The following is a 20,333-nucleotide window of genomic DNA, read 5'->3' on the forward strand; positions in this document are numbered from 1 at the left end:
GCGGCCTCTCATGCACCTCACGAAGGAGTGACGTGGGTACCGACGCCCCGAGGACCCGCCGCCACCGCGGCCTGAGCTTTCTCATCGGCCTGCTGGTCACCGTGCTGGTGCTCGGCGTCGCCGGCGCGGGCTTCGGCTGGTGGACGGTGCAGCGGTCGTTCCCGACGACGAGCGGCCGCATCGACGTGCCGGGGCTCACGGCGAGCGTCACGGTCTACCGCGATGACGCCGGGATCCCCCAGCTCGTCGCCGAGACGAGCGGCGACCTCTTCTTCGCGCAGGGCTACGTGCACGCGCAGGACCGCTTCTGGGAGATGGACTTCCGCCGTCATGTCACCGCCGGCCGCCTCGCGGAGATGTTCGGCGAGTCGCAGGTCGGCACCGACAGCTTCATCAGGACGCTGGACTGGCGCGGCATCGCCGAGCAGGAGTACGCCCAGCTCGACGACGAGTCGCGCGCGTACTACGAGGCGTACGCCGACGGCGTCAACGCCTACCTCGGCGAACGCAGCGGCGCCGACCTCTCGCTCGAGTACGCCGTCCTGGGCCTCCAGAACGGCGCCTACTCCCCCGAACCGTGGACGCCGGTCGACTCGATCGCCTGGCTCAAGGCCATGGCCTGGGACCTCCGCTCCAACCTCGGCGACGAGATCGACCGGGCGCTGCTCGCCTCGGCGCTGCCCGCCGAGGAGGTCGCGCGGCTCCACCCCGACTTCCCGTGGGGTGCGATGCCGACGATCGTCGGCGGACCGCTCGCCGCCGCTCCCGCCGCGTCGCAGGTCACCCCGCTCGGCGAGGCGGGCCGGCCGATCGCCGCGAGCGCGCCCCCGGGGGCAGACTCGGCGACGTCGGCGGGCGAATCGGATGCCACGGCGCCCGAGCACCTCGCGGCGCTCTCCTCGCTCGCGCGCACCATCGACGGCGTCCCCGAGCTGCTCGGCCCCGAGGGCGGCGACCTCGGCTCGAACTCGTGGGTCGTCTCGGGCGCCCTCACCGAGAGCGGCAAGCCGCTCCTCGCCAACGACCCCCACCTCGGCCCCGCGATGCCCTCGATCTGGACCCAGATGGGCCTGCACTGCGCCGTGGTGAACGACGCCTGCCCGTTCGACGTCGCCGGCTTCTCGTTCTCGGGCCTGCCGGGCATCGTGATCGGGCACAACGATCGCATCGCCTGGGGCTTCACCAATCTCGGCCCCGACGTCGCCGACCTCTACCTCGAGCGCGTCGAGGGCGACGCCTACGAGCTCGACGGCACGATGGTGCCGCTCACGATCCGCGAGGAGGTGATCGAGGTCGCGGGCGGCGACCCGGTCACGATCACGGTGCGGTCGACGGGCCGCGGGCCGATCGTCACGGGCATCGGCTCCGACTTCGCCGCCGTCGCCGAGTCCGCTCCCGCGAGCTCCGACGCGCCGGAGGGCGAGTACCAGGTCTCCCTGCAGTGGACCGCGCTCACCCCCGGCACCACCGCCCAGGCGATCTTCGCGCTCGACCGCGCGCGCGACTGGGACGGGTTCCGCCGCGCGGCCTCGCTCTTCGACGTGCCGTCGCAGAACCTCGTCTACGCCGACGACTCGGGCACCATCGGCTACCAGGCGCCCGGCAAGATCCCCGTGCGCAAGTCGGGCGACGGCACCGTGCCCATGCCCGGCTGGACGAGCGCGAACGGCTGGTCGGGCATGCTGCCCTTCGAGGAGCTGCCGAGCGTGCTCAACCCGCCGGCGGGCTACATCGTGACCGCGAACAACGCGGCGGCCGGACCCGACGGCCCCCTGCTCACGAAAGACTGGGACTACGGCTACCGCGCCGCCGGCATCGACCGGCTGATCCGCGAGCGCCTCGAGGGCGGCGAGAAGCTCACCGCCGACGACCTCCTCGAGATCCAGCTCGACACGAGCGACATGAACGCGCAGCAGTTCCTCCCGCTGATCGCCGAGCTGTCGGCCGGTCTCGACGGCGACGCCGCCCGCGGTGCGGCGCTGCTCGACGGCTGGGACGCGAAGGCCGGCGCCGACAGCGCCGAGGCCGCGTACTTCGCGGTGTTCTGGCGCACGCTGCTCGATGACATGTTCGGCGGGCTGCCCGAGGAGAGCCTCCCGCAGGGCGGCGACCGCTGGTTCAACGTCGTCGGTACGCTCCTCGGCGAGCCCGAGAACGCCTGGTGGGGCGACGGCGGCCGGGACGCGGCCATCGCCGGCGCGCTCGACTCGGCGTGGGGCGAGGCATCCGAGCGCATGGGCGGCGACGCCGCCTCGTGGACGTGGGGCGAGCTGCACACGCTCACCCTCACCAACCAGAGCTTCGGGGAGTCTGGGATCGGTCCCGTCGAATGGCTCTTCAACCGCGGACCGTACGAGCTCGGCGGCGGCTCGGCGATCGTCAACGCGATCGGCTGGGACGCGCGCCTCGGCTACGGCGTCGACTGGGTGCCGTCGATGCGGATGGTGGTCGACCTCGGCGACCTCGACGAGTCGCGCTGGGTCAACCTCACCGGCGCCTCGGGGCACGCCTTCAACCCGCACTACGACGACCAGGCGCCGCTCTGGCAGCGGGGCGAGACCCGAGCGTGGCCGTTCACCCTCGACGCCGTCACCGAGACGGCGCACGACACGCTCGTGCTGCGCCCGGCGGGCTGACGCACCGGCCGCCGCACCGGCCGGCGCGCCCGCAGGCGCGCCCGCAGACGCGCCCGCAGACGCGGAACGGCCCCGATTCCGAGGGAATCGGGGCCGTTCCGCGTTCGGTCGCCCGGCTCGGGCCGAACTCAGACGCCGGGGTAGTGCCGCTCGGGCTCGCCCGTGTAGAGCTGCTGCGGGCGGCCGATCTTCGTCTGCGGGTCGAGGTTCATCTCGCGCCAGTGCGCGATCCAGCCGGGCAGTCGGCCGATCGCGAAGAGCACGGTGAACATGCGCGTCGGGAAGCCCATCGCCTTGTAGATGACGCCGGTGTAGAAGTCGACGTTCGGGTAGAGGCGACGCTCCTTGAAGTAGTCGTCCTGGAGGGCGAACTGCTCGAGCTCCTTCGCGATGTCGAGCAGCGGGTCGTTGACGCCGAGGCTCTCGAGCACCGCGTCGGCCGACTGCTTCACGATCTTCGCGCGCGGGTCGTAGTTCTTGTAGACGCGGTGCCCGAAGCCCATGAGCTTCACCCCGTCCTCCTTGTTCTTCACGCGCTCGACGAAGCGGCCGACGCCCTCGCCCGACTCCTGGATGCGGGCGAGCATCTGCAGCACGGCCTCGTTCGCGCCGCCGTGCAGCGGGCCCGAGAGCGCCTGGATGCCGGCGGAGATCGACGAGTAGAGGTTGGCGCCGGTCGAGCCGACGAGCCGCACGGTCGAGGTCGACGCGTTCTGCTCGTGATCCTCGTGGAGGATCAGCAGCCGGTCGAGCGCCTTCGCCAGCGTCGGGTCGATGTGGTACGGCTCGGCCATGTTGCCGAAGTTCAGGCGCAGGAAGTTCGGCACGAAGTCGAGCGAGTTGTCGGGGTAGAGGAACGCCTGCCCGAGGCTCTTCTTGTGCGCGTACGCGGCGATGACCGGCAGCTTCGCGAGCAGGCGCAGTGTCGTCAGCTCGACGTGGTCGGGGTCGTGCGGGTCGGAGGAGTCCTCGTAGTACGTCGACAGGGCTGCGACCGCGCTCGAGAGCACCGACATCGGGTGCGCCGTGTGCGGCAGCGCCGAGAAGAACCGCTTGAGGTCTTCGTGCAGCAGCGTGTGGCGGCGCACCTTCTCGTCGAACTCGGCGAGCTGGTCGGCGCTCGGCAGTTCGCCATAGATGAGCAGCCAGGCGACCTCGAGGAAGGTCGAGTGCTCGGCGAGCTCCTCGATGGGGTAGCCGCGGTAGCGGAGGATGCCCTGCTCACCGTCGATGTAGGTGATCGCCGACCGCGTCGATGCGGTGTTGACGAACCCGTAGTCGAGGCCGGTGAGGCCCGTCTGCCGGGTCAGCGTCGAGAGGTCGAGGCTGGAATTGCCCTCGACGGCGCGTCGGACCGGGAACTCAGCCGTCCCGCCGGGGAAGCTGAGGGTTGCGGTCTCGGGGTTCTGCCCCGCCGCGGGGTTCACGACGTCGCTCACGGCGCCTCCTGTGATCGTCACTTGCGCGGTCACCTGCTTTCAGGGCCGTCGGCGTAGGGTCGGCTGCGGCCCGACCTACAGCCTAGACGTGCTCGGGGCACACTGTCGCATCCACCAAGAGAACCTTGTATACATTGGCTGGTCGTCACAGTGGCATCACCGCAGCAGGCCGGATGCTACGCGGCGGCCGCCGCGCGCAGGCGCTTGGCCGCCGCCGCGATGCGTTCGTCGCTCGCGGTGAGCGAGAGCCGCACGTGCTCGGGGTAGTGGACGCCGTAGAAGTGACCGGGGCCGCCGATGATGCCGAGCTCGGCCAGGCGGCCGATCGACTCCCAGGCGTCGCGCCCCTCGCTCGCCCAGAGGTAGAGACCGGCCTCGCTGCGGTCGATGCAGAACCCCGCGGCCTCGAGCGCCGGCAGCAGCAGCTCGCGGCGGGCTCGATAGCGGGCCTTCTGCTCGGCGACGTGGGCGTCGTCGCGCAGGGCGGCGATCATCGCCTGCTGGAGCGGCTGGGCGAGCATGAGCCCGGCGTGCTTGCGCACGTTCGTGAGCCGGCCGACCACGGTGCGGCAGCCCGCGAGGAACGCGGTGCGGTACCCCGCCATGTTCGACTGCTTCGAAAGCGAGTAGGCGACGAGCGTGTTGCGCCGGCTGTCGCCCACGACCCGGGGATCGAGCAGGCTCGGCACCGGGGTGTCGGCCCACTCGCCGCTCCAGCCGAGCTCGGCGTAGCACTCGTCGCCGACGATGACCGCATCGAGTTCGAGGGCGCGCTCGCGCGCCGCCCGGAGCTCGTCGATCGACAGCACGCGGCCGTCGGGGTTGCCGGGGCTGTTCAGCCACACGAGCCTCGTCTCCGCGGGCCACTCGGCGGGATCGTCGCTCGCCATCGCGGTGGCGCCGGCGAGCACCGCACCCATCTCGTAGCTCGGGTAGGCCGCCTTCGGGTGCACGACGACGTCACCCTCGCCGAGCCCCAGCAGGAACGGGAGCAGTGCGACCAGCTCCTTCGAGCCGACCGTCGGCAGCACGTTCTCGCGGCCGAGCCCGGTCACGCCGCGCCGCCGCGCGAACCAGGCGACGATCTCGTCGCGCAGCTCGTCGGTTCCCACCGTCTGCGGATAGGCGTGGGCGTCGCTCGCGGCGGCGAGCGCCTCGCGCACGACGGCGGGCGTCTCGTCGACGGGCGAGCCGATCGACAGGTCGACGGCGCCATCGGGATGCGCCGCGGCGCGCTCCCGGTACGGGACCATGAGGTCCCACGGGTAGTCGGGCAGCTCGCGCCCCGCCACGGTCAGTGGCCCTGCGGCGGGAGGGCGGCGATGATCGGGTGGTCCATCGCGATGACCCCGACCTTGGCCGCGCCGCCGGGCGAGCCGACGGGCTCGACCGCGGGCGTCGAGATCTCGAAGAACTCGACGTTCGCCTTGTAGTAGTCGGCCCACTCGTCGGGCAGGTCGTCTTCGTAGTAGATCGCCTCGACAGGGCAGACCGGCTCGCACGCCCCGCAGTCGACGCACTCGTCGGGGTGGATGTACAGCGAGCGCTCGCCCTCGTAGATGCAGTCGACCGGGCACTCGTCGATGCAGGCGCGGTCCTTCACATCGACGCACGGGAGGGCGATGACATAGGTCACGGTGGTTCGTGCTCCTTCGGAGAGGCGGGGACTTCAGTCTATGCGTGCGCGTCGGTGCCCGCGCGCGTGCGCGAGCGCGACGGCAGCCGGGGCCAGGCGACGACGAGCACGGCGATGAGCGCCGGGGCGACCGCCCAGACCGTGCCGGCGAGATCGCCGGCGACGAGCACCGAGCCGCCCGGGCCCGGAAGCGTGAGGACGGCGACGGTGACGACGAGGCCGGCCGCCGCGGCCGCCGCGATCGCGCGGCCGTGCGTCAGTAGGCGGATGCCGAGGAGGAGGGCGGCGACGCCGACCAGGGCGGCGAGGAGGCCCCATGGGATCGCGACCTCGCCGATGCGGAGGACGTGCCGGTGCCCGATGGTCGCCACCGCGCCGTAGACGACGCCGACCACGGCGGCGATCACGAAGCCCCCGATGCGGCTCGCGAGCGAGAAGTCGCCCGTCTCGGCGTCGTGCGCGCTCACGGGGCCGTCGTGACCGTGTAGGAGACCGTCTCGCCGTCGGCGGCGAGGAGCACGAGGTAGGTGCCGTTCGAGTACACGAGCGCGTCGGCGCCGCTGCCAGAGAGCTCGGTGTTCTTCGTGAAGCCGGCGCCCTCGAGCTTCGCGACCGCGTCGGCGATCGGGTCGGCGGCGGTCGACGTGATCATGACGATCCAGCCGTCGGCACCGCCCGTGCCCGCACCGAGTGCGACCTCGCCCTCGACGAGGGGGATCTCGGCGGGGAAGTCGCTCGGCACCTCGCCGTCGAGGCTGACCTCGCCGCCGGTGGCGTCTTCGATGGCGCCCTCGACGCCCTGGTTCACGAGGTCTTCGAGCGGGTTGGCGCAGCCGGTGAAGAGGGCTGCGGACAGCGCGGCGATCGCGACGGCCGCGGCGGCCCGGCGTGCGGTGACGAGGCTCCTGGACATGGCTTCGAGTCTACCGGGGCGTGCCGCCGGCTGGACGGGTGCCGTAGCGTGGAGCCCGACACCGCCCGACGGAGAGGATCGACGACGATGACCGATGGCACGAGCCCCGCGACGGCCGAGCAGCCCGAGGTGCGCGTCGAGCGCGACGGGCCGTTCGCGATCGTCACCATCGACCGGCCCGCGGCCCTCAACGCGCTCTCCCCCGCCGTGCTCGACGCCCTCGCCGACGCCTTCGCCGGGCTCGCCGACGAGGGCAGCGCCATGCGGGGCGTCCTGCTCACGGGAGCCGGCGGGCGGGCGTTCGTCGCCGGCGCCGACCTGCGGGCGCTCGCGGGTCACACCCCGGCGGAGGGCGAGGACGCCGCCGACGCCGGTCACCGCGTCGCCGCGATGATCGAGTCGCTGCCCTCCCCCGTGATCGCGTGCGTCGACGGGTTCGCGCTCGGCGGCGGCCTCGAGCTCGCGCTCGCCTGCGACTTCATCTACGCGACGGACGCCTCGTCCTTCGGCCAGCCCGAGGTGAAGCTCGGCCTCATCCCCGGGTTCGGCGGCACGGTGCGGCTGCCGCGCGCCGTGGGGCTCGCCCTCGCGAAGGAGCTGATCTACACCGGGCGGCGCATCGGCATCGAGGAGGCCGTCGCGGCGGGACTCGTCGCCCGCCGCTTCGCCGATCGCGAGGCGCTCTTCGCGGGCGCCCGCGAGACGCTCGAGTTGATCGCGCAGAACGCCGCGCCTGCCGTCGGGCTCGCCAAGCGAGTGCTCGTGGATGCCACGGGCCAGCCCACTGCGACGGCCACGCTGCTCGAGATCGCCGGATTCGGCGACGCGTTCCGCACCGACGACATGCGGGAGGGAGTCGCGGCATTCCTCGAGAAGCGCGAGCCGCGCTTCACGGGCGCGTAGGCCCGAGACGGAACGAGCCCGCCGAGACCCTCGGGGTCTCGACGGGCTCGACGAGGCGTCGGCCGAGGCTCAGCGGATCCGCGCCGCGAGCCAGGCGAAGCCGTCGAAGCGCACTCCGTCGGTGCCGAACATCTCGAGGTGGAGGTGCGGGCCGGTCGACTGGCCGGTGGTGCCGACGCGTCCGAGCTGCTGCCCCGCGGTGACGCGCTGACCCTCGGAGACCGCGATCGAACCGTACTGCATGTGCGCGTACGAGCTCGTGACGAGCTCGCCGCCGATGTTGTGCTGGACCTCGACGTTCACGCCGAGTCCGCCGCCGTTCTCGGTCGCGAGCACGACGACGCCGTCGGCGATCGACATCACCGGGGTGCCGTCGCCCGGGTTGAAGTCGACGCCGTCGTGGACCGTGGAGCATCCCGCGCAGGGGGCGTCGCGCGGACCGAAGCCCGAGCTGCGCCGGTCGGGGCTCTGCACCGGCCAGACGATGGCGCCGGTCTCGACGAGCGAGACGGCGCCGACGTTGGCGACCTGCGAGACGATGGGCGGCGGCGCCTCGTGCACGTCGTAGGCCTCGGACGCGAGGGTCGACTCGACCGCCTCGCTGCCGACCTCGACGGTCTGCGGGGTGAAGGTCACCGTGTCCTCGACGGGGGCGTACACCGAGGCGCGGTGCTCGACGTCGGTCGCCGCCACCGCGAGCGCGGGCACGCTCGTCGCGACGATCATGCCGCCGGTGAAGGCCATGGCGATCACCGAGAAGGCATGGCGGGGGCTGAAGCGCGGAAGGGTGCGCGCGCGGCGCGGGGACGTCGCGGACAGGGGGGTGCGAATGGCCGCGCGGCGGCCGCGTTGGGGGAAGGAAGTCATCACAGGTTACGTATGAGGGGGTCGGTTTCGTGGCGGGGGAGGTTCTCTCGATGTCGAGACGAACTCATGTACCGTACGCAGCGATTCTGGGAGAAACCTCCGATACGCATGCATAGAAGCCGGGCACTCCGTCGAATGCGAAAACGCGGATGCCACGGGGTCTCCCCCGTGGCATCCGCGTTCTGGGACGTCGGTGCTGCCGGTCAGCCCTGCTTCTTCAGGCGCGAGGTGATGCGCGCGCGCGCCGTGGCGTCGAGCTCGACCTTGCGGATGCGCACCGCCGTCGGGGTGACCTCGACGCACTCGTCCTCACGGGCGAACTCGAGGCACTCCTCCAGCGAGAGCTGGCGCGAGGGCGTCATCGACTCGAAGGTGTCGGCGGTCGACGAACGCATGTTCGTGAGCTTCTTCTCCTTCGTGATGTTGACGTCCATGTCGTCGGCGCGCGAGTTCTCGCCGATGACCATGCCCTCGTAGACCTCCTCGGTCGGGTTCACGAAGAAGGTCATGCGCTCCTGCAGGGCGATGATCGCGAACGGCGTCACGACGCCCGCGCGGTCGGCGACGATCGAGCCGTTGTTGCGGGTGACGATCTGGCCGGCCCACGCGTCGTAGCCGTGCGAGATCGCGTTCGCGATGCCGGTGCCGCGGGTCGTGGTCATGAACTCGGTGCGGAAGCCGATGAGGCCGCGGCTCGGCACGATGAACTCCATGCGGACCCAGCCGGTGCCGTGGTTCGACATGTTGTCCATGCGGCCCTTGCGGGCGGCGAGCAGCTGCGTGATCGCGCCGAGGTACTCCTCGGGGGCGTCGATCGTGAGGTGCTCGTACGGCTCGTGGGTCTTGCCGTCGACCTGCTTCGTGACCACCTGGGGCTTGCCCACGGTGAGCTCGTAGCCCTCGCGACGCATCTGCTCGACGAGGATGGCGAGCGCGAGCTCGCCGCGGCCCTGCACCTCCCACGCGTCGGGACGGCCGATGTCGACGATCTTGAGCGAGACGTTGCCGACGAGCTCGCGGTCGAGGCGGTCCTTGACCATGCGGGCGGTGAGCTTGTGGCCCTTGACCTTGCCGACGAGCGGCGAGGTGTTCGTGCCGATCGTCATCGAGATGGCGGGCTCGTCGACCGCGATGACCGGAAGCGGGCGGACGTCCTCGGGGTCGGCGAGGGTGTCGCCGATCATGATGTCCTCGAAGCCCGCGACCACGGCGATGTCGCCGGGGCCGGCGCTCTCGGCCGGGTAGCGGTCGAGCGCCTTGGTCAGGAACAGCTCGGTCACGCGCACGTTCTGCACCGAGCCGTCGTGACGCACCCACGCCACGGTCTGGCCCTTCTTGATGGTGCCCTGGTGCACGCGCAGCAGCGCGAGGCGGCCGAGGAACGGCGAGGCGTCGAGGTTGGTGACGTGCGCCTGCAGGGGGTGCTCGTCGTCGTAGGTCGGCGCGGGGATGTGCTTGAGGATCGCCTCGAACAGCGGCTCGAGGTCGTCGTTGTCGGGCAGCTCGCCGTTCTCGGGCTTCTCGTGGCTCGCGGCGCCGTTGCGCCCCGAGGCGTAGACCACCGGCACGTCGAGGATCGCGTCGAGGTCGAGGTCGGGCACGTCGTCGGCCAGGTCGGACGCGAGGCCGAGCAGCAGGTCCTGGCTCTCGGCGACGACCTCGTCGATGCGCGCGTCGGGGCGGTCGGTCTTGTTCACGAGGAGGATGACCGGCATGCGGGCCTCGAGCGCCTTGCGGAGCACGAAGCGGGTCTGCGGCAGCGGGCCCTCGCTCGCGTCGACGAGGAGGACGACGCCGTCGACCATCGACAGGCCCCGCTCGACCTCGCCGCCGAAGTCGGCGTGCCCGGGGGTGTCGATGACGTTGATCGTGATGGGCTCTCCGCCCGCATGCACGCCGTTGTAGGTGATCGCCGTGTTCTTGGCGAGGATCGTGATGCCCTTCTCGCGCTCGAGCTCGTTCGAGTCCATCGCGCGCTCCTCGATGTGCGCGTGCGCGTCGAAGGAGTTCGTCTGGTTGAGCATCGCGTCGACGAGCGTCGTCTTGCCGTGGTCGACGTGCGCGACGATTGCGACGTTGCGCAGGGAATTACGGGTGGCGTTCGCCATGGATGGGTTCCTCGCGGTGAGGCATCCGGTCTGATCGACCACCCGGAAACGGGCTCGGCCGGGCGCCGCGGATGCGCTGGATGGGAGTCTGTGGGAGCGCGGACGACCGTGAATCGACGGTTCGCGCCAAGCAATCCTACCGTGCGCACCCGGGTGAATGCCGAACGCCCGGCATCCGAGGATCGGATGCCGGGCGTTCAGGACCGGGAGAGCTACGCTCCGAGCTTGATGTTCGCGCCCGGGATCGCCGCGAGCAGGTCGCGGGTGTACTGCTCCTTGGGGTTGTCGAACACCTCGTCGGTGGACGCCGCCTCGACGATGCGACCCTTCTGCATCACGCAGACGTTGTCGGCGATGACGCGCACGACCGCGAGGTCGTGGGTGATGAAGAGGTACGTCAGGTTGAGCTCGGCCTGCAGCTCGGCGAGCAGGCGCAGGATCTGCGCCTGCACGAGCACGTCGAGCGCGGAGACCGCCTCGTCGAGGATGACGATCTCGGGCTTCAGCGCGAGCGCACGCGCGATGGCGATGCGCTGGCGCTGGCCGCCCGAGAGCTCGTTCGGGTAGCGGCTGACCAGGGTGCGCGGGAGCGACACCTGGTCGAGCAGCTCGAACACGCGCTCGCGACGCGACGCCGCCGTGCCGACCTTGTGCGTCGTCAGGGGCTCCGCGATCGTGTTGCCGATGTTGCGCAGCGGGTTCAGCGAACCGTACGGGTCCTGGAAGACCGGCTGCATGCGGCTGCGAAGACCGAAGAGCTCCTTGCCCTTGACGCTCGCGAGGTCGTGACCGCCGACGACGATCTTGCCGCTCGTCGCGTCCTCCAGCTTCAGCAGCATCTTCGCGACGGTCGACTTGCCCGAGCCCGACTCGCCGACGAGCGCCGTGGTGGTGCCCTTCGCGATCTGGAACGAGACGTCGTCGACCGCGGTGAAGTCGCCCGAACCGCGGATCTTGAAGACCTTGGTGAGGTTCTCGACCACGATCGCCGGGGGCTGCGAGGCCGCGGCCTCGAGTGCCTCGGCACGGGCCTCGGCCGTCGCGAGCAGGTCGATCGCCTCGCCGGCGGCCGACGAGGCGTCGGCCGCGATCGAGGACTCCGCCGCCGCGATGCTGCCGGTCGCCTGGATGCGGCGCGAGGCGAGGCTCGGGGCCGCGGCGACGAGGCGCTGCGTGTACGGGTGCTGCGGGTTCTGCAGGATCTGGGCCGACGGGCCCGACTCGACGACCTGGCCCTTGTACATGACGAGGAGCTGCTCGGCGCGCTCGGCCGCGAGGCCGAGGTCGTGCGTGATGAACAGCAGCGTCGTGCCGAGTTCGCGGGTGAGCGACTCGAGGTGGTCGAGGATGACCCGCTGCACCGTCACGTCGAGCGCCGAGGTCGGCTCGTCGGCGATCAGGAGCTGCGGGTTGGCCGCGAGGCCCATGCCGATGAGCACGCGCTGACGCATGCCGCCCGAGAACTGGTGCGGGAACTGCTTGAGGCGCCGGTCGGCGTCCTGCAGGCCGGCCTCCTTCAAGACCTGGATCGCGCGCTGCTTGACCTCCTTGCGGCCGCTGGCGATGCCGTTCGCACGGATCGCCTCCTCGACCTGGAAGCCGATCGACCACACGGGGTTGAGGTTCGACATCGGGTCCTGGGGGACGAAGCCGATCTTGCGACCGCGGATGTCCTCCATCTCCTTCTGCGAAGCCTTCGCCAGGTCCTGCCCGTCGAGCAGGATCTGCCCGCCCGAGATGTGACCGGTGCCGGGCAGCAGATTGATGATCGCGTGCGCGGTCGTCGACTTGCCCGAGCCCGACTCGCCGACGATCGCGAGGCTGGAGCCGCGGTCGAGCGTGAAGCTCACCCCGCGGACCGCCTGCACGAGGCCGGTCTGGGTACGGAATGCGACCTCGAGGTCTTTGACTTGCAGCAGGGGGGTGCTCATCGCTGTGCCCTCGCCTTCGGGTCGAGTGCGTCTCGCACGACTTCACCGAGCATGATGAACGAGAACACGGTCAGGGAAAGCGCGATCGACGGGTAGATCAGCACCTGCGGAGCGGTGCGGAGGGTCGTCTGCGCCTGGGCGATGTCATTGCCCCACGACATGATGTTCGTGGGCAGACCGACGCCGAGGAACGACAGGGTCGCCTCCGCGACGATCGCACCGGCGAGCGAGATCGTCGCGATCACGATGACCGGAGCGATCGAGTTCGGCACGACGTGCGCCCAGAGGATCTTGAACCGCGAGACGCCGATCGCCGTGGCGGCGGTGACGAAGTCGGAGTTCTTGACCCGCAGGATCTCGGATCTCAACACTCGCGCTGTCGCCGGCCAGGCGAAGATGCCGATCGCCAGGGAGATGACCCAGACGTTCCGGTAGTTCGCGAGGACCGACATGATGACGACGGCGGCGAGGATGTAGGGGATCGAGAAGAAGATGTCGCCGAGGCGCGAGAGGATGCCGTCGGTCCAGCCGCCGTAGTAGCCCGCGAACGCGCCGAAGAGCACGCCCAGGGCGAAGACGAGGATGGTCACGATGATGCCGACCGACAGCGAGGTGCCGGCGCCGTGCACGATGCGCGAGAACACGTCGCAGCCCTGACGGGTGAAGCCGAGGGGATGACCCGGCACCGGTGCGCCGTTGCTGTTCGCGAGCTGGCAGTTCGCGTTCGGCGGCTCGTTCGTGAACAGGCCCGGGAACAGTGCGACGAACACGATGATCAGGATCAGCGCGGACGAGATCCAGAACATCGGGCGACGACGGAGGTCGGCCCATGCGTCGATCCAGAGGTTCGACGGCTTGCCCTCGGTCTTGACCGTGTCGATGGCTTCGAGCTTCGTCTCCTCGAGCGGAGCGACGTAGTGCTCGATGCGGGGCTTCGATGGAGTCTGGTCAGGCATAGCGGATCCTCGGGTCGAGCACGGCGTACAGAAGGTCGATCAGGAGGTTCACGATCAGGTACAGCAGCACCATGATCGTCACGAAGGACACGACCGTGGGGCCTTCGCCTCGAATGACCGCCTGATAGAGGGTGCGTCCGACGCCGGGCACGTTGAAGATGCCCTCGGTGACGGTCGCGCCCACGAGCAGCGTGCCGAAGTCGGTGCCGAGGTAGGTGACCACCGGGATCAGCGAGTTGCGGAGGATGTGCACGGGGACGACGCGTCGTCGCGTGAGCCCCTTGCTGTACGCCGTCCGGACGAAGTCGAGGCCGGAGGTCTCGATGACCGAGGAACGCGTCAATCGCACGATCTGCGCGAAGCTGATCGTCGCGAGCACGATGGCCGGCAGGATCAGGTCTTCGAGCGGTGCTCCGGTTCCGACGGTCGGGCTGAACCAGCCCCACTGGATGCCCATGAAGTACTGGGCGACGAAGCCGAGCACGAAGATCGGCAGCGAGATCAGCACGAGGCTGACCGCGAGGCCGGTCGCGTCGAAGATGCCGCCCTTGCGCAGGCCGCTGATGAGGCCGACGGTGATGCCGGCGACCATCTCGAAGAAGATCGCGAGGAGGGCGAGGCGGATCGTCACCGGGAAGGTGCGGGCGAGCACCTCATTGACCGGCTGACCCGAGTAGGTCACGCCGAAGTCGCCCTGGAAGATCCCGATCAGGTAGTAGAAGTACTGCACGATGAACGGATCGTTCAGGTGGTACTGCTCGCGGATCTGGTCGATCACGCCGGGGGCCGGCGGGCGGTCGCCGTAGAGCGCCGCGATCGGGTCGCCCGGCATGGCGAAGACCATGAAGTAGATGAGGAAGGTGGCTCCGAGGAGCACGGGGATGATTTGGAGGAGGCGCTTTCCGGTGTACCAGAGCATCAGCGCTCCTCAGGGTGTAGTGCTGAGAGCATTTTGGGCCGCAATCACAGAATCGATCGGATATCAGCATGATGTCCGGGGCGTTGTCGCCCCGGACATCATGCTAAACGGGATTATAGACGAGAGTGACGTCTCAGCCCTTGGTGATCTGGTGGTACAGCGGCACCGAGTCCCAGCCGAACACCACGTTGTCGACCGTGTCGGCGGAGACGCCGGTCACGTTCGAGTACCACAGCGGGATCGCGGGGAGATCCTTCAGCAGGACTTCCTGAGCCTGCTGGTAGATCGCGGTCGCGTCCTCGACCGAAGCGGCGACAGCGCCCTCCTTGAGGAGGTTGTCGAACTCTTCGCTGGAGTAGTCCTCGTAGTTCGATCCGGCACCGGTCTGGTAGAGCGGGGCGAGGAAGTTGTACATCGAGGGGTAGTCGCCCTGCCAGCCGGCGCGCGTGCCACCGGTCAGCTTGTCGTTGGTGCGGTCGTCGAGGGCCGCAGCGAACGTCGGGTAGGGCTTGCCCACGGCCTGGATGCCGAGGGTGTTGGCGATCGAGTTCACGACCGCGTCGACCCAGGCCTGGTGGCCGCCGTCGGCGTTGTACGCGAGGTCGAAGACGGTGTCGCCGTACGGGGCGATCGCGTCGGCCTCGGCCCAGAGCTTCTTGGCCTCTTCGGGGTTGAACTCGAGGACCTCAGCGCCCTCGAGCTGGTCGGTCCAGCCCGCGATGACCGGCGAGGTGTAGTCGGTCGCCGGGGTACGGGTGCCCTGGAAGATCACGTCGGTGATCTCGTCGCGGTTGATCGCCATCGAGATGGCGGCACGACGGAGCTTGCCCTCTTCGCCGCTCCAGTGCTCGAGGTAGTACGGCATGTTGAAGCCCTGGAAGATGGCAGCCGGCTGGTTGACCGCACGGTCGCCGAACTCGTCCTCGTAGGTCTCGAACGCCGAGTCGGGCACGGCGTCGAGCACGTCGAGGTTGCCGGCCTGGACGTCGGCGTACGCCGAGTCCTGCGAGGCGTAGAAGACGATCGAGAGGCCGCCGTTGGCGGGCTTGCGAACGCCGTCGTAGTCGGGGTTGGTCACGAGGTCGATGCGCTCCTCGTGGACCCAGGCGCCCTCCTCGGCCAGCATGTACGGGCCGTTGCCGATCGGGTTCTCGCCGAAGGCCTCCATGTCCTCGAACGCGACCTCGGGCAGCGGCGAGTAGGCCGAGTAGCCCAGGCGGAGCGGCCAGTCGGCCTCGGGGGCGGTGAGGGTGACCTCGAAGGTCAGGTCGTCGACGACCTTGAGACCCGTGAGCTCCGAGTCGGCCTCGTAGGAGAAGCCCTCGATGTTGTCGAAGAAGTACGACGAGCCCTGCGCGTTGCTGAAGAGCGCGCCGTAGTTCCACGCGTCGACGAACGAGTTCGCGGTGACGTCGGAGCCGTCGGTGAAGGTCTGGCCTTCCTTCAGCTTGACCGTCCAGTGCTGCGAGTCGTCGGACTCGATCGACTCGGCGACGTCGTTCTCGATCTCACCGTCGGCGGTGTACGAAACGAGGCCCGCGAAGAGCGACGTGATGATCTTGCCGCCACCGGTCTCGGTGGTGTTGGTCGGGATCAGCGGGTTCTGCGGCTCGGAGCCGTTCGTCGTGATGATCGCGTCCGGGTCACCGGCGGGCGAGGTGGCCTCGGTTCCGCCGCCGCTCGTGCAACCGGTGAGCACCAGTGCGCCGGCTGCAGCAAGAGCAATGGCTGCAACGCCGATTCTCTTGATCTTCAATGTTCCTCCTGTGAGATGTGCGCGGGGGCAGAGCGGCTCGTGACCGCACTGTGCGCTTCGTGGTGCAAGACTACGAATCGTTCCCTGAGAAGCAAAGTCGAGACGGAAACCGTTACCGATGCGCAACCTAGCGTCACCGGGAGCGACACAGAACGCCGCGGCGACGCACGATCGTTGCGTCTGACCCCCGCATGCGAGGATTGCAGCATGCCTGATGCACGACGACTGCGAATCGAGCTCGCCATCGTGCTCGGCCTCTCGCTCGGGGCATCGGCCGTCTACTCGATCGTCTCGATCATCGCGCGGGTCACCGACACCCGCCCGCTGGCCGAGCAGTCGGCCGCGATCAACCAGTCGCGCTCGAGCCGCGAGTGGCTCGACCTCACCTACCAGTTCCTCGACGTGTTCTTCGGCCTGTTCGTCGTGGCGCTCGTGCTCTACCTGCTCTGGCGCCCCGGCGGAAGTCCTTTCCGACGCATCGGCCTCGACTTCACGAGACCCGGTCGCGACGTGGCATCCGGCCTCGCGCTCGTCGCCGTCATCGGCGTGCCCGGGCTCGCGCTGTACGCGATCGGCCGCGCCGCGGGCGTGACCGTCGCGGTGGTGCCGTCACCGCTCGACACGCACTGGTGGACGATCCCGATCCTCGTGCTCGCGGCGCTGAAGGCGGCGCTCGTCGAAGAGGTCATCGTCGTCGGATACCTCTTCACGCGCCTGCGCGAGCTCGGCGTCGGCCCGTGGGCGACGATCGTCTCGAGCGCGCTCCTTCGGGGCACCTACCACCTGTACCAGGGCTTCGGGCCGTTCGTCGGCAACGCCCTGATGGGCGTCGTGTTCGGCTGGTGCTACCAGCGCTGGGGGCGCACGATGCCGCTCGTCGTCGCGCACTGGGTGCTCGACATGGTGTCGTTCATCGGCTACCCCCTGGCGGCCGTGTGGTGGCCGGCGCTCTTCGCGCCCCCGGCGGACTGAGCTCCGGCGCGTTCGGCGCGGTCGCGTGCCCGGCCGGGGCGAAGAGCGTGCGGATGCCCCGCGCGAGGCGCCGGCGCACGCGGCGGCGGCGCGGCGCGAGGTGCCGGGCGCTCGGTCCGGAGCGGGACGGCACGTCGGCCACGGCCACGGCTTCGGCTTCGGCCAGCGCCGCGGGCGGCGGGGCGATCGACGAGCGAGCGTCGGTGTCGAGGTCGCCGCCGAGGTGGAGCGAGCGGCGGCTCGGCGTGCAGACCACGCCGAGGTAGCCGCCGCGGGCGAAGTCCATGACGTCCTGCGCGTGGCGCATGGCCGCGGCCGACTCGGCGACGCTGCCGCGGCGGCGCAGGCGCTGCTCGAGTCCCGCGGTGTCGGCGGTGGCGACGCTCACGACGATGAACGTCGCGATGAACGCGATCCCTGCGATGATGTCGATGCTCGGCATGCGGCACCTCCCCGTGCGAATGCCCTCGGGGCCCTGGGCGGTGATCCCGAGAGAATCTCAGTGTACTCCCGGGGGTGCCCCACGTGGCCACCCTGATCCGTCCCTCCGTGCCGATCGCGAGCATGGGGGAACCCTCGCGTCTGAGGGGCCCCGGCACCGCCGGAGATCGAGAGACGGAACGGAACCATGCACCTCGCCGCTGCCTTCGCCGCCGGCCACCTCGCCGCCCGCGCCACCGACCGCCGCTTCCGGGCGCCCGATGTCGAGACCGAGATCCGTGAGGCGCACGAGCGCGTCATCGCACGGCGCGACGCCCTCGTCGTCGCACCCTCGCGGCGCGACTACCCGGAGCGCGGGCGGCACGCCGCCGCCCCGCGCCCCGCGTGACCGTGATCGGTCAGCCGCCGATCTTCTCCCCGGCGGGGCTCAGCACCCACCACACGCCGTTCACGCCCTGACCGTTGGTGTCGCCCGCGGCACTGTCGCCAGCGAAGGTGTAGAGCGGCCACCCGTCGAGCGTCAGCTGCGTCGAGCCGTCGACGCCCGTGATCGTGCCGACCTCGCCGGTCACGCCCTCGACCTCGGGGTCGTCGGAGTCGGTCGTCACCGCGGGCCAGTTCGTCGCGCACTGCCCCTCGCAGCTGCTCGCGTCGCCGCCCTGCGTGTCGGTGTCGAACATGTAGACCGTCATCCCCTCCCCGTCGACGACGATCTCGCCGAGCGAGGAGTCCGCGGTCGCGAGCGCCGCGCCCGCCGACGCGGCACCGCTGTCGGGCGCCTCCGTCGTCGTCGAGGTCTCTCCCCCGTAGCCCGAGTCGTCGGTGGTCGTGTCCGAGCCGCCCGACCCCCCGGTGCAGCCCGCGAGCGCGACGACGAGGCCGAGCGCGGCCATTCCTGATGCGATGCGCGTGTTCATGCGAGATCCCTCTCTCCTGGCACCGGCCGCGATCGCGGCCCTGCAGTGAGCACGAGAGCGGGCTCCCGATGGTTCACCCGTTCAGTCGACCGCGCTGCGCATCAGCACCTCGCCCGAGCCCATCGCGCGGATCTCGAGCGACGCGATCTCGTCGAGGTCGAGTGCGGCGCCCGCCGAGAGCCGGGCGGCGGTGCCGGGGCTCGCGCGCCAGCTCGACACGTCCGTCCGCTCGCCGTCGAGCCCGACGACGACGAGGGCGTACGGCCAGCCGCCGTCGGGCGCCTCGACCCCGTCGGCGTCCCCGTAGCGGCAGTCGAGCTCGATCCGCGTGCCCCACGCGACCTGCGTGAGCGTGGCGGTCGCGGTGAGCGGCACCTCGGCGACGGAGTCGAACGCCACCGACTCGGCGACGAGCGACGGGCGTGCGAGCGCGAGCGGCAGCGCGATCGCCGCGACGAGGAGCAGGGCGGCGGCCGCCGAGGCGACCCACCAGATCCGGTTCCGGCGGCCGCGCCGCCTGCGGTCCTCCAGTCGCACCGCGTCGACGAGGTCGCCCCGGGGGCCGGAGGCGATGTCGGACGACTCGTCGAGGAGCGCCGCGGCCCGCTCGGGCTCGAGCCGGGCGAGCAGGCCCGGCATCGGGGCGAGCTCCGCCACCGCGCGACGGCACCGCTCGCAGCCCTCGAGATGCTGCTCGTACTCGCGACGCTCGGCCGGCGAGAGCGCGCCGAGCACGTAGGCGGAGTCCCAGTCCGCGAAGCGCGCGTGATCCGGGTTCATCGCGTCACCCCCTTCTCCTGCAGTGCGAGCCGCAGCGCCCTGAGGCCGTAGTGCAGCCGGGACTTCACCGTACCCTCGGGGATGCCGAGCCGTCGGGCGACCTCCGCCACGCTGCATCCGCCGTAGTACGCGTGCACGATCACGGCCCGGTGCTCGAGGCTCAACGTCACGAGGGCCTCCTCGATCAGCAGGCTCTCGAACAGGGCGTCGGTCGCGTCGCGCATCGGCCCCGCCGCCGGCTCGGGCGCTTCGGCGACGCCGATCTCGTGGCGCCGGCGGGCGCTGCGGGCCTCGTCGATGACGAGGTTCCGGGCGACGGTGATCATCCACGACCTCGTCGTCGCCGGCTCCTGCGCCATGATGCGCGGGCTCCGCCAGGCGCGGAGCAGCGTCTCCTGCACGATGTCGTCGGCGCCCGCGGCGTCGCCCGTGAGGTGCACGACGTACCGCCAGACCGACGGGCCGTGCGCCTCGTACAGCGCGACCAGCCGATGGTCGTCATCGAGCGGCTCATCGTCGCGGGGCATCCACCACCTCCTGTGCTCTGCACGGAGAACGGGAGGGAGCGGCGAAAGGTTCACCTCGACGGCGGGGTGAACCGGGCGGCCGTGCGCGACGTGTTCCCGGCATGGAACCCATCACACCGGCGGTGCTCGCCTCCGACGACCTCATCCAGGTCGCCGGCCTGCCCCTGCACCCGCTCATCGTGCACGCGGTGGTCGTGCTCACCCCGCTCACGGTACTCGCCCTGCTGCTCGGCACGTTCTGGCCGCAGGCGAGGCGCCGACTCGGCATCGTGACCGCGCTGGGCGCGGCGCTCGTGCTCGTGCTCGTGCCCGTCACGGTCGCCGCCGGCCGATCGCTCGCCGCGGCGCTCGGCCCGCTGCCCGCCGTCGCCCGGCATCAGGGCTTCGGCGAGATGCTGCTGCCGTGGGCCGTGGCGCTCTTCGTCGTCGCGGCGGGCCAATGGGCATGGTTCCGCTACGGCGACGAGCGGGTGCGCCGGGACTCGCCCGGCGCGGCCCGTACCGTGCGGATCGGCCTGGCCGTGGCCGCCGTCGTCGTCGGGGCGGGCACGATGGTGCTGCTCGTGCTCATCGGCGACTCGGGAGCCCGCGCCGTGTGGGGCGGGCTCCCGAGCTGACGGGTCGCGAGCGAG

General features: G+C 70.6%; 20 protein-coding genes. 5 read left to right on the top strand and 15 right to left on the bottom strand.

Annotated elements, in window-relative coordinates; genetic code table 11:
• Positions 1 to 32 precede the first annotated feature (32 nt).
• On the top strand, positions 33 to 2,636 hold the full coding sequence (locus ACFVTH_RS00880) for a penicillin acylase family protein (RefSeq protein WP_387085680.1): 2,604 nt from the start codon (positions 33 to 35) through the stop codon (positions 2,634 to 2,636).
• A gap of 128 nt (positions 2,637 to 2,764) precedes the next feature.
• On the opposite strand, the gene ACFVTH_RS00885 is transcribed toward ACFVTH_RS00880, so the two are convergent.
• The 5 genes from ACFVTH_RS00885 to ACFVTH_RS00905 all read right to left on the bottom strand — a co-directional run bounded on the left by ACFVTH_RS00885 (position 2,765) and on the right by ACFVTH_RS00905 (position 6,624).
• The gene (locus tag ACFVTH_RS00885) at positions 2,765 to 4,075 is read right to left on the bottom strand and encodes a citrate synthase (protein ID WP_387085683.1); all 1,311 of its coding nucleotides are present in this window, start codon (positions 4,073 to 4,075) and stop codon (positions 2,765 to 2,767) included.
• A 176-nt stretch (positions 4,076 to 4,251) separates the two neighbouring features.
• Entirely contained in the window at positions 4,252 to 5,367 is a 1,116-nt protein-coding gene (dapC, locus tag ACFVTH_RS00890; protein ID WP_387085686.1) for a succinyldiaminopimelate transaminase, read from the bottom strand.
• 2 nt (positions 5,368 to 5,369) lie between these two features.
• Positions 5,370 to 5,711 carry a ferredoxin gene (fdxA, locus tag ACFVTH_RS00895; RefSeq protein WP_386940344.1) on the bottom strand — a complete coding sequence of 114 codons (342 nt, stop codon included), beginning with the start codon at positions 5,709 to 5,711 and terminating at the stop codon, positions 5,370 to 5,372.
• A 38-nt stretch (positions 5,712 to 5,749) separates the two neighbouring features.
• Complete coding sequence (locus ACFVTH_RS00900; protein WP_387085689.1) at positions 5,750 to 6,178, bottom strand: hypothetical protein; 429 nt, start codon at positions 6,176 to 6,178, stop codon at positions 5,750 to 5,752.
• Positions 6,175 to 6,624, bottom strand: coding sequence for a hypothetical protein (locus ACFVTH_RS00905; RefSeq protein ID WP_387085692.1), 450 nt, complete (start codon positions 6,622 to 6,624; stop codon positions 6,175 to 6,177). Before ACFVTH_RS00905 ends, ACFVTH_RS00900 begins: the two co-directional genes overlap by 4 nt.
• An 87-nt stretch (positions 6,625 to 6,711) precedes the next feature.
• Here ACFVTH_RS00905 and ACFVTH_RS00910 point away from each other — a divergent pair, with 87 nt between their 5' ends.
• Positions 6,712 to 7,527 carry an enoyl-CoA hydratase/isomerase family protein gene (locus tag ACFVTH_RS00910; RefSeq protein ID WP_387085695.1) on the top strand — a complete coding sequence of 272 codons (816 nt, stop codon included), beginning with the start codon at positions 6,712 to 6,714 and terminating at the stop codon, positions 7,525 to 7,527.
• A gap of 69 nt (positions 7,528 to 7,596) precedes the next feature.
• Here ACFVTH_RS00910 and ACFVTH_RS00915 read toward each other — a convergent pair whose 3' ends face one another.
• The 6 genes from ACFVTH_RS00915 to ACFVTH_RS00940 form a co-directional block, all read right to left on the bottom strand.
• A complete protein-coding gene (locus ACFVTH_RS00915) occupies positions 7,597 to 8,271 on the bottom strand; it encodes a M23 family metallopeptidase (protein ID WP_387085698.1) in 675 nt (224 codons plus the stop codon).
• Between the two features lie 326 nt (positions 8,272 to 8,597).
• Positions 8,598 to 10,502: a translational GTPase TypA gene (gene typA / locus ACFVTH_RS00920; protein WP_386940335.1), complete on the bottom strand. Its 1,905-nt coding sequence runs from the start codon at positions 10,500 to 10,502 to the stop codon at positions 8,598 to 8,600.
• 212 nt (positions 10,503 to 10,714) lie between these two features.
• Positions 10,715 to 12,433 (bottom strand): dipeptide ABC transporter ATP-binding protein, encoded by a 1,719-nt coding sequence (locus ACFVTH_RS00925; RefSeq protein ID WP_387085701.1) that lies wholly within the window; start codon positions 12,431 to 12,433, stop codon positions 10,715 to 10,717.
• On the bottom strand, positions 12,430 to 13,389 hold the full coding sequence (locus ACFVTH_RS00930; RefSeq protein ID WP_387085704.1) for an ABC transporter permease: 960 nt from the start codon (positions 13,387 to 13,389) through the stop codon (positions 12,430 to 12,432). The genes ACFVTH_RS00925 and ACFVTH_RS00930 overlap by 4 nt, the downstream gene beginning before the upstream one ends.
• A complete protein-coding gene (locus ACFVTH_RS00935; protein WP_387085707.1) occupies positions 13,382 to 14,308 on the bottom strand; it encodes an ABC transporter permease in 927 nt (308 codons plus the stop codon). The genes ACFVTH_RS00930 and ACFVTH_RS00935 overlap by 8 nt, the downstream gene beginning before the upstream one ends.
• Positions 14,309 to 14,441: 133 nt before the next feature.
• Positions 14,442 to 16,064 (bottom strand): ABC transporter substrate-binding protein, encoded by a 1,623-nt coding sequence (locus ACFVTH_RS00940; RefSeq protein ID WP_387085710.1) that lies wholly within the window; start codon positions 16,062 to 16,064, stop codon positions 14,442 to 14,444.
• Between the two features lie 207 nt (positions 16,065 to 16,271).
• On the opposite strand from ACFVTH_RS00940, the gene ACFVTH_RS00945 reads away from it, so the two are divergent.
• Complete coding sequence (locus ACFVTH_RS00945) at positions 16,272 to 17,036, top strand: CPBP family intramembrane glutamic endopeptidase (protein ID WP_387085713.1); 765 nt, start codon at positions 16,272 to 16,274, stop codon at positions 17,034 to 17,036.
• Here ACFVTH_RS00945 and ACFVTH_RS00950 read toward each other — a convergent pair.
• Positions 16,975 to 17,478, bottom strand: coding sequence for a hypothetical protein (locus ACFVTH_RS00950; RefSeq protein WP_387085716.1), 504 nt, complete (start codon positions 17,476 to 17,478; stop codon positions 16,975 to 16,977). The genes ACFVTH_RS00945 and ACFVTH_RS00950 overlap by 62 nt on opposite strands.
• A 186-nt stretch (positions 17,479 to 17,664) precedes the next feature.
• Here ACFVTH_RS00950 and ACFVTH_RS00955 point away from each other — a divergent pair, with 186 nt between their 5' ends.
• Positions 17,665 to 17,865 (top strand): hypothetical protein, encoded by a 201-nt coding sequence (locus tag ACFVTH_RS00955; RefSeq protein ID WP_386940324.1) that lies wholly within the window; start codon positions 17,665 to 17,667, stop codon positions 17,863 to 17,865.
• A 10-nt stretch (positions 17,866 to 17,875) separates the two neighbouring features.
• Here the strand turns inward: ACFVTH_RS00955 and ACFVTH_RS00960 are convergent, their stop codons facing one another.
• The 3 genes from ACFVTH_RS00960 to ACFVTH_RS00970 all read right to left on the bottom strand — a co-directional run bounded on the left by ACFVTH_RS00960 (position 17,876) and on the right by ACFVTH_RS00970 (position 19,701).
• A complete protein-coding gene (locus ACFVTH_RS00960; RefSeq protein WP_387085719.1) occupies positions 17,876 to 18,394 on the bottom strand; it encodes a hypothetical protein in 519 nt (172 codons plus the stop codon).
• An 81-nt stretch (positions 18,395 to 18,475) separates the two neighbouring features.
• A complete protein-coding gene (locus tag ACFVTH_RS00965) occupies positions 18,476 to 19,174 on the bottom strand; it encodes an anti-sigma factor family protein (protein WP_387085722.1) in 699 nt (232 codons plus the stop codon).
• Complete coding sequence (locus ACFVTH_RS00970) at positions 19,171 to 19,701, bottom strand: sigma-70 family RNA polymerase sigma factor (RefSeq protein ID WP_387085725.1); 531 nt, start codon at positions 19,699 to 19,701, stop codon at positions 19,171 to 19,173. Before ACFVTH_RS00970 ends, ACFVTH_RS00965 begins: the two co-directional genes overlap by 4 nt.
• A 101-nt stretch (positions 19,702 to 19,802) precedes the next feature.
• Between ACFVTH_RS00970 and ACFVTH_RS00975 the strand changes: the two genes are divergently transcribed.
• A complete protein-coding gene (locus ACFVTH_RS00975) occupies positions 19,803 to 20,318 on the top strand; it encodes a DUF2231 domain-containing protein (RefSeq protein WP_387085728.1) in 516 nt (171 codons plus the stop codon).
• Positions 20,319 to 20,333 lie beyond the last annotated feature (15 nt).

The organism is Agromyces sp. NPDC058104 (assembly GCF_042884835.1).
Classification (GTDB): domain Bacteria; phylum Actinomycetota; class Actinomycetes; order Actinomycetales; family Microbacteriaceae; genus Agromyces.

What these genes read in the sequence shown, in the direction of transcription:
- ACFVTH_RS00905 (WP_387085692.1), bottom strand. Translation starts at nt 6,624, where the DNA reads ATGTCCAGGAGCCTCGTCACCGCACGCCGGGCCGCCGCGGCCGTCGCG.
- ACFVTH_RS00910 (WP_387085695.1), top strand. Translation starts at nt 6,712, where the DNA reads ATGACCGATGGCACGAGCCCCGCGACGGCCGAGCAGCCCGAGGTGCGC.
- ACFVTH_RS00915 (WP_387085698.1), bottom strand. Translation starts at nt 8,271, where the DNA reads ATGGCCTTCACCGGCGGCATGATCGTCGCGACGAGCGTGCCCGCGCTC.
- typA (WP_386940335.1), bottom strand. Translation starts at nt 10,502, where the DNA reads ATGGCGAACGCCACCCGTAATTCCCTGCGCAACGTCGCAATCGTCGCG.
- ACFVTH_RS00925 (WP_387085701.1), bottom strand. Translation starts at nt 12,433, where the DNA reads ATGAGCACCCCCCTGCTGCAAGTCAAAGACCTCGAGGTCGCATTCCGT.
- ACFVTH_RS00930 (WP_387085704.1), bottom strand. Translation starts at nt 13,389, where the DNA reads ATGCCTGACCAGACTCCATCGAAGCCCCGCATCGAGCACTACGTCGCT.
- ACFVTH_RS00935 (WP_387085707.1), bottom strand. Translation starts at nt 14,308, where the DNA reads ATGCTCTGGTACACCGGAAAGCGCCTCCTCCAAATCATCCCCGTGCTC.
- ACFVTH_RS00945 (WP_387085713.1), top strand. Translation starts at nt 16,272, where the DNA reads ATGCCTGATGCACGACGACTGCGAATCGAGCTCGCCATCGTGCTCGGC.
- ACFVTH_RS00950 (WP_387085716.1), bottom strand. Translation starts at nt 17,478, where the DNA reads ATGCCGAGCATCGACATCATCGCAGGGATCGCGTTCATCGCGACGTTC.
- ACFVTH_RS00955 (WP_386940324.1), top strand. Translation starts at nt 17,665, where the DNA reads ATGCACCTCGCCGCTGCCTTCGCCGCCGGCCACCTCGCCGCCCGCGCC.
- ACFVTH_RS00960 (WP_387085719.1), bottom strand. Translation starts at nt 18,394, where the DNA reads ATGAACACGCGCATCGCATCAGGAATGGCCGCGCTCGGCCTCGTCGTC.
- ACFVTH_RS00965 (WP_387085722.1), bottom strand. Translation starts at nt 19,174, where the DNA reads ATGAACCCGGATCACGCGCGCTTCGCGGACTGGGACTCCGCCTACGTG.
- ACFVTH_RS00970 (WP_387085725.1), bottom strand. Translation starts at nt 19,701, where the DNA reads ATGCCCCGCGACGATGAGCCGCTCGATGACGACCATCGGCTGGTCGCG.
- ACFVTH_RS00975 (WP_387085728.1), top strand. Translation starts at nt 19,803, where the DNA reads ATGGAACCCATCACACCGGCGGTGCTCGCCTCCGACGACCTCATCCAG.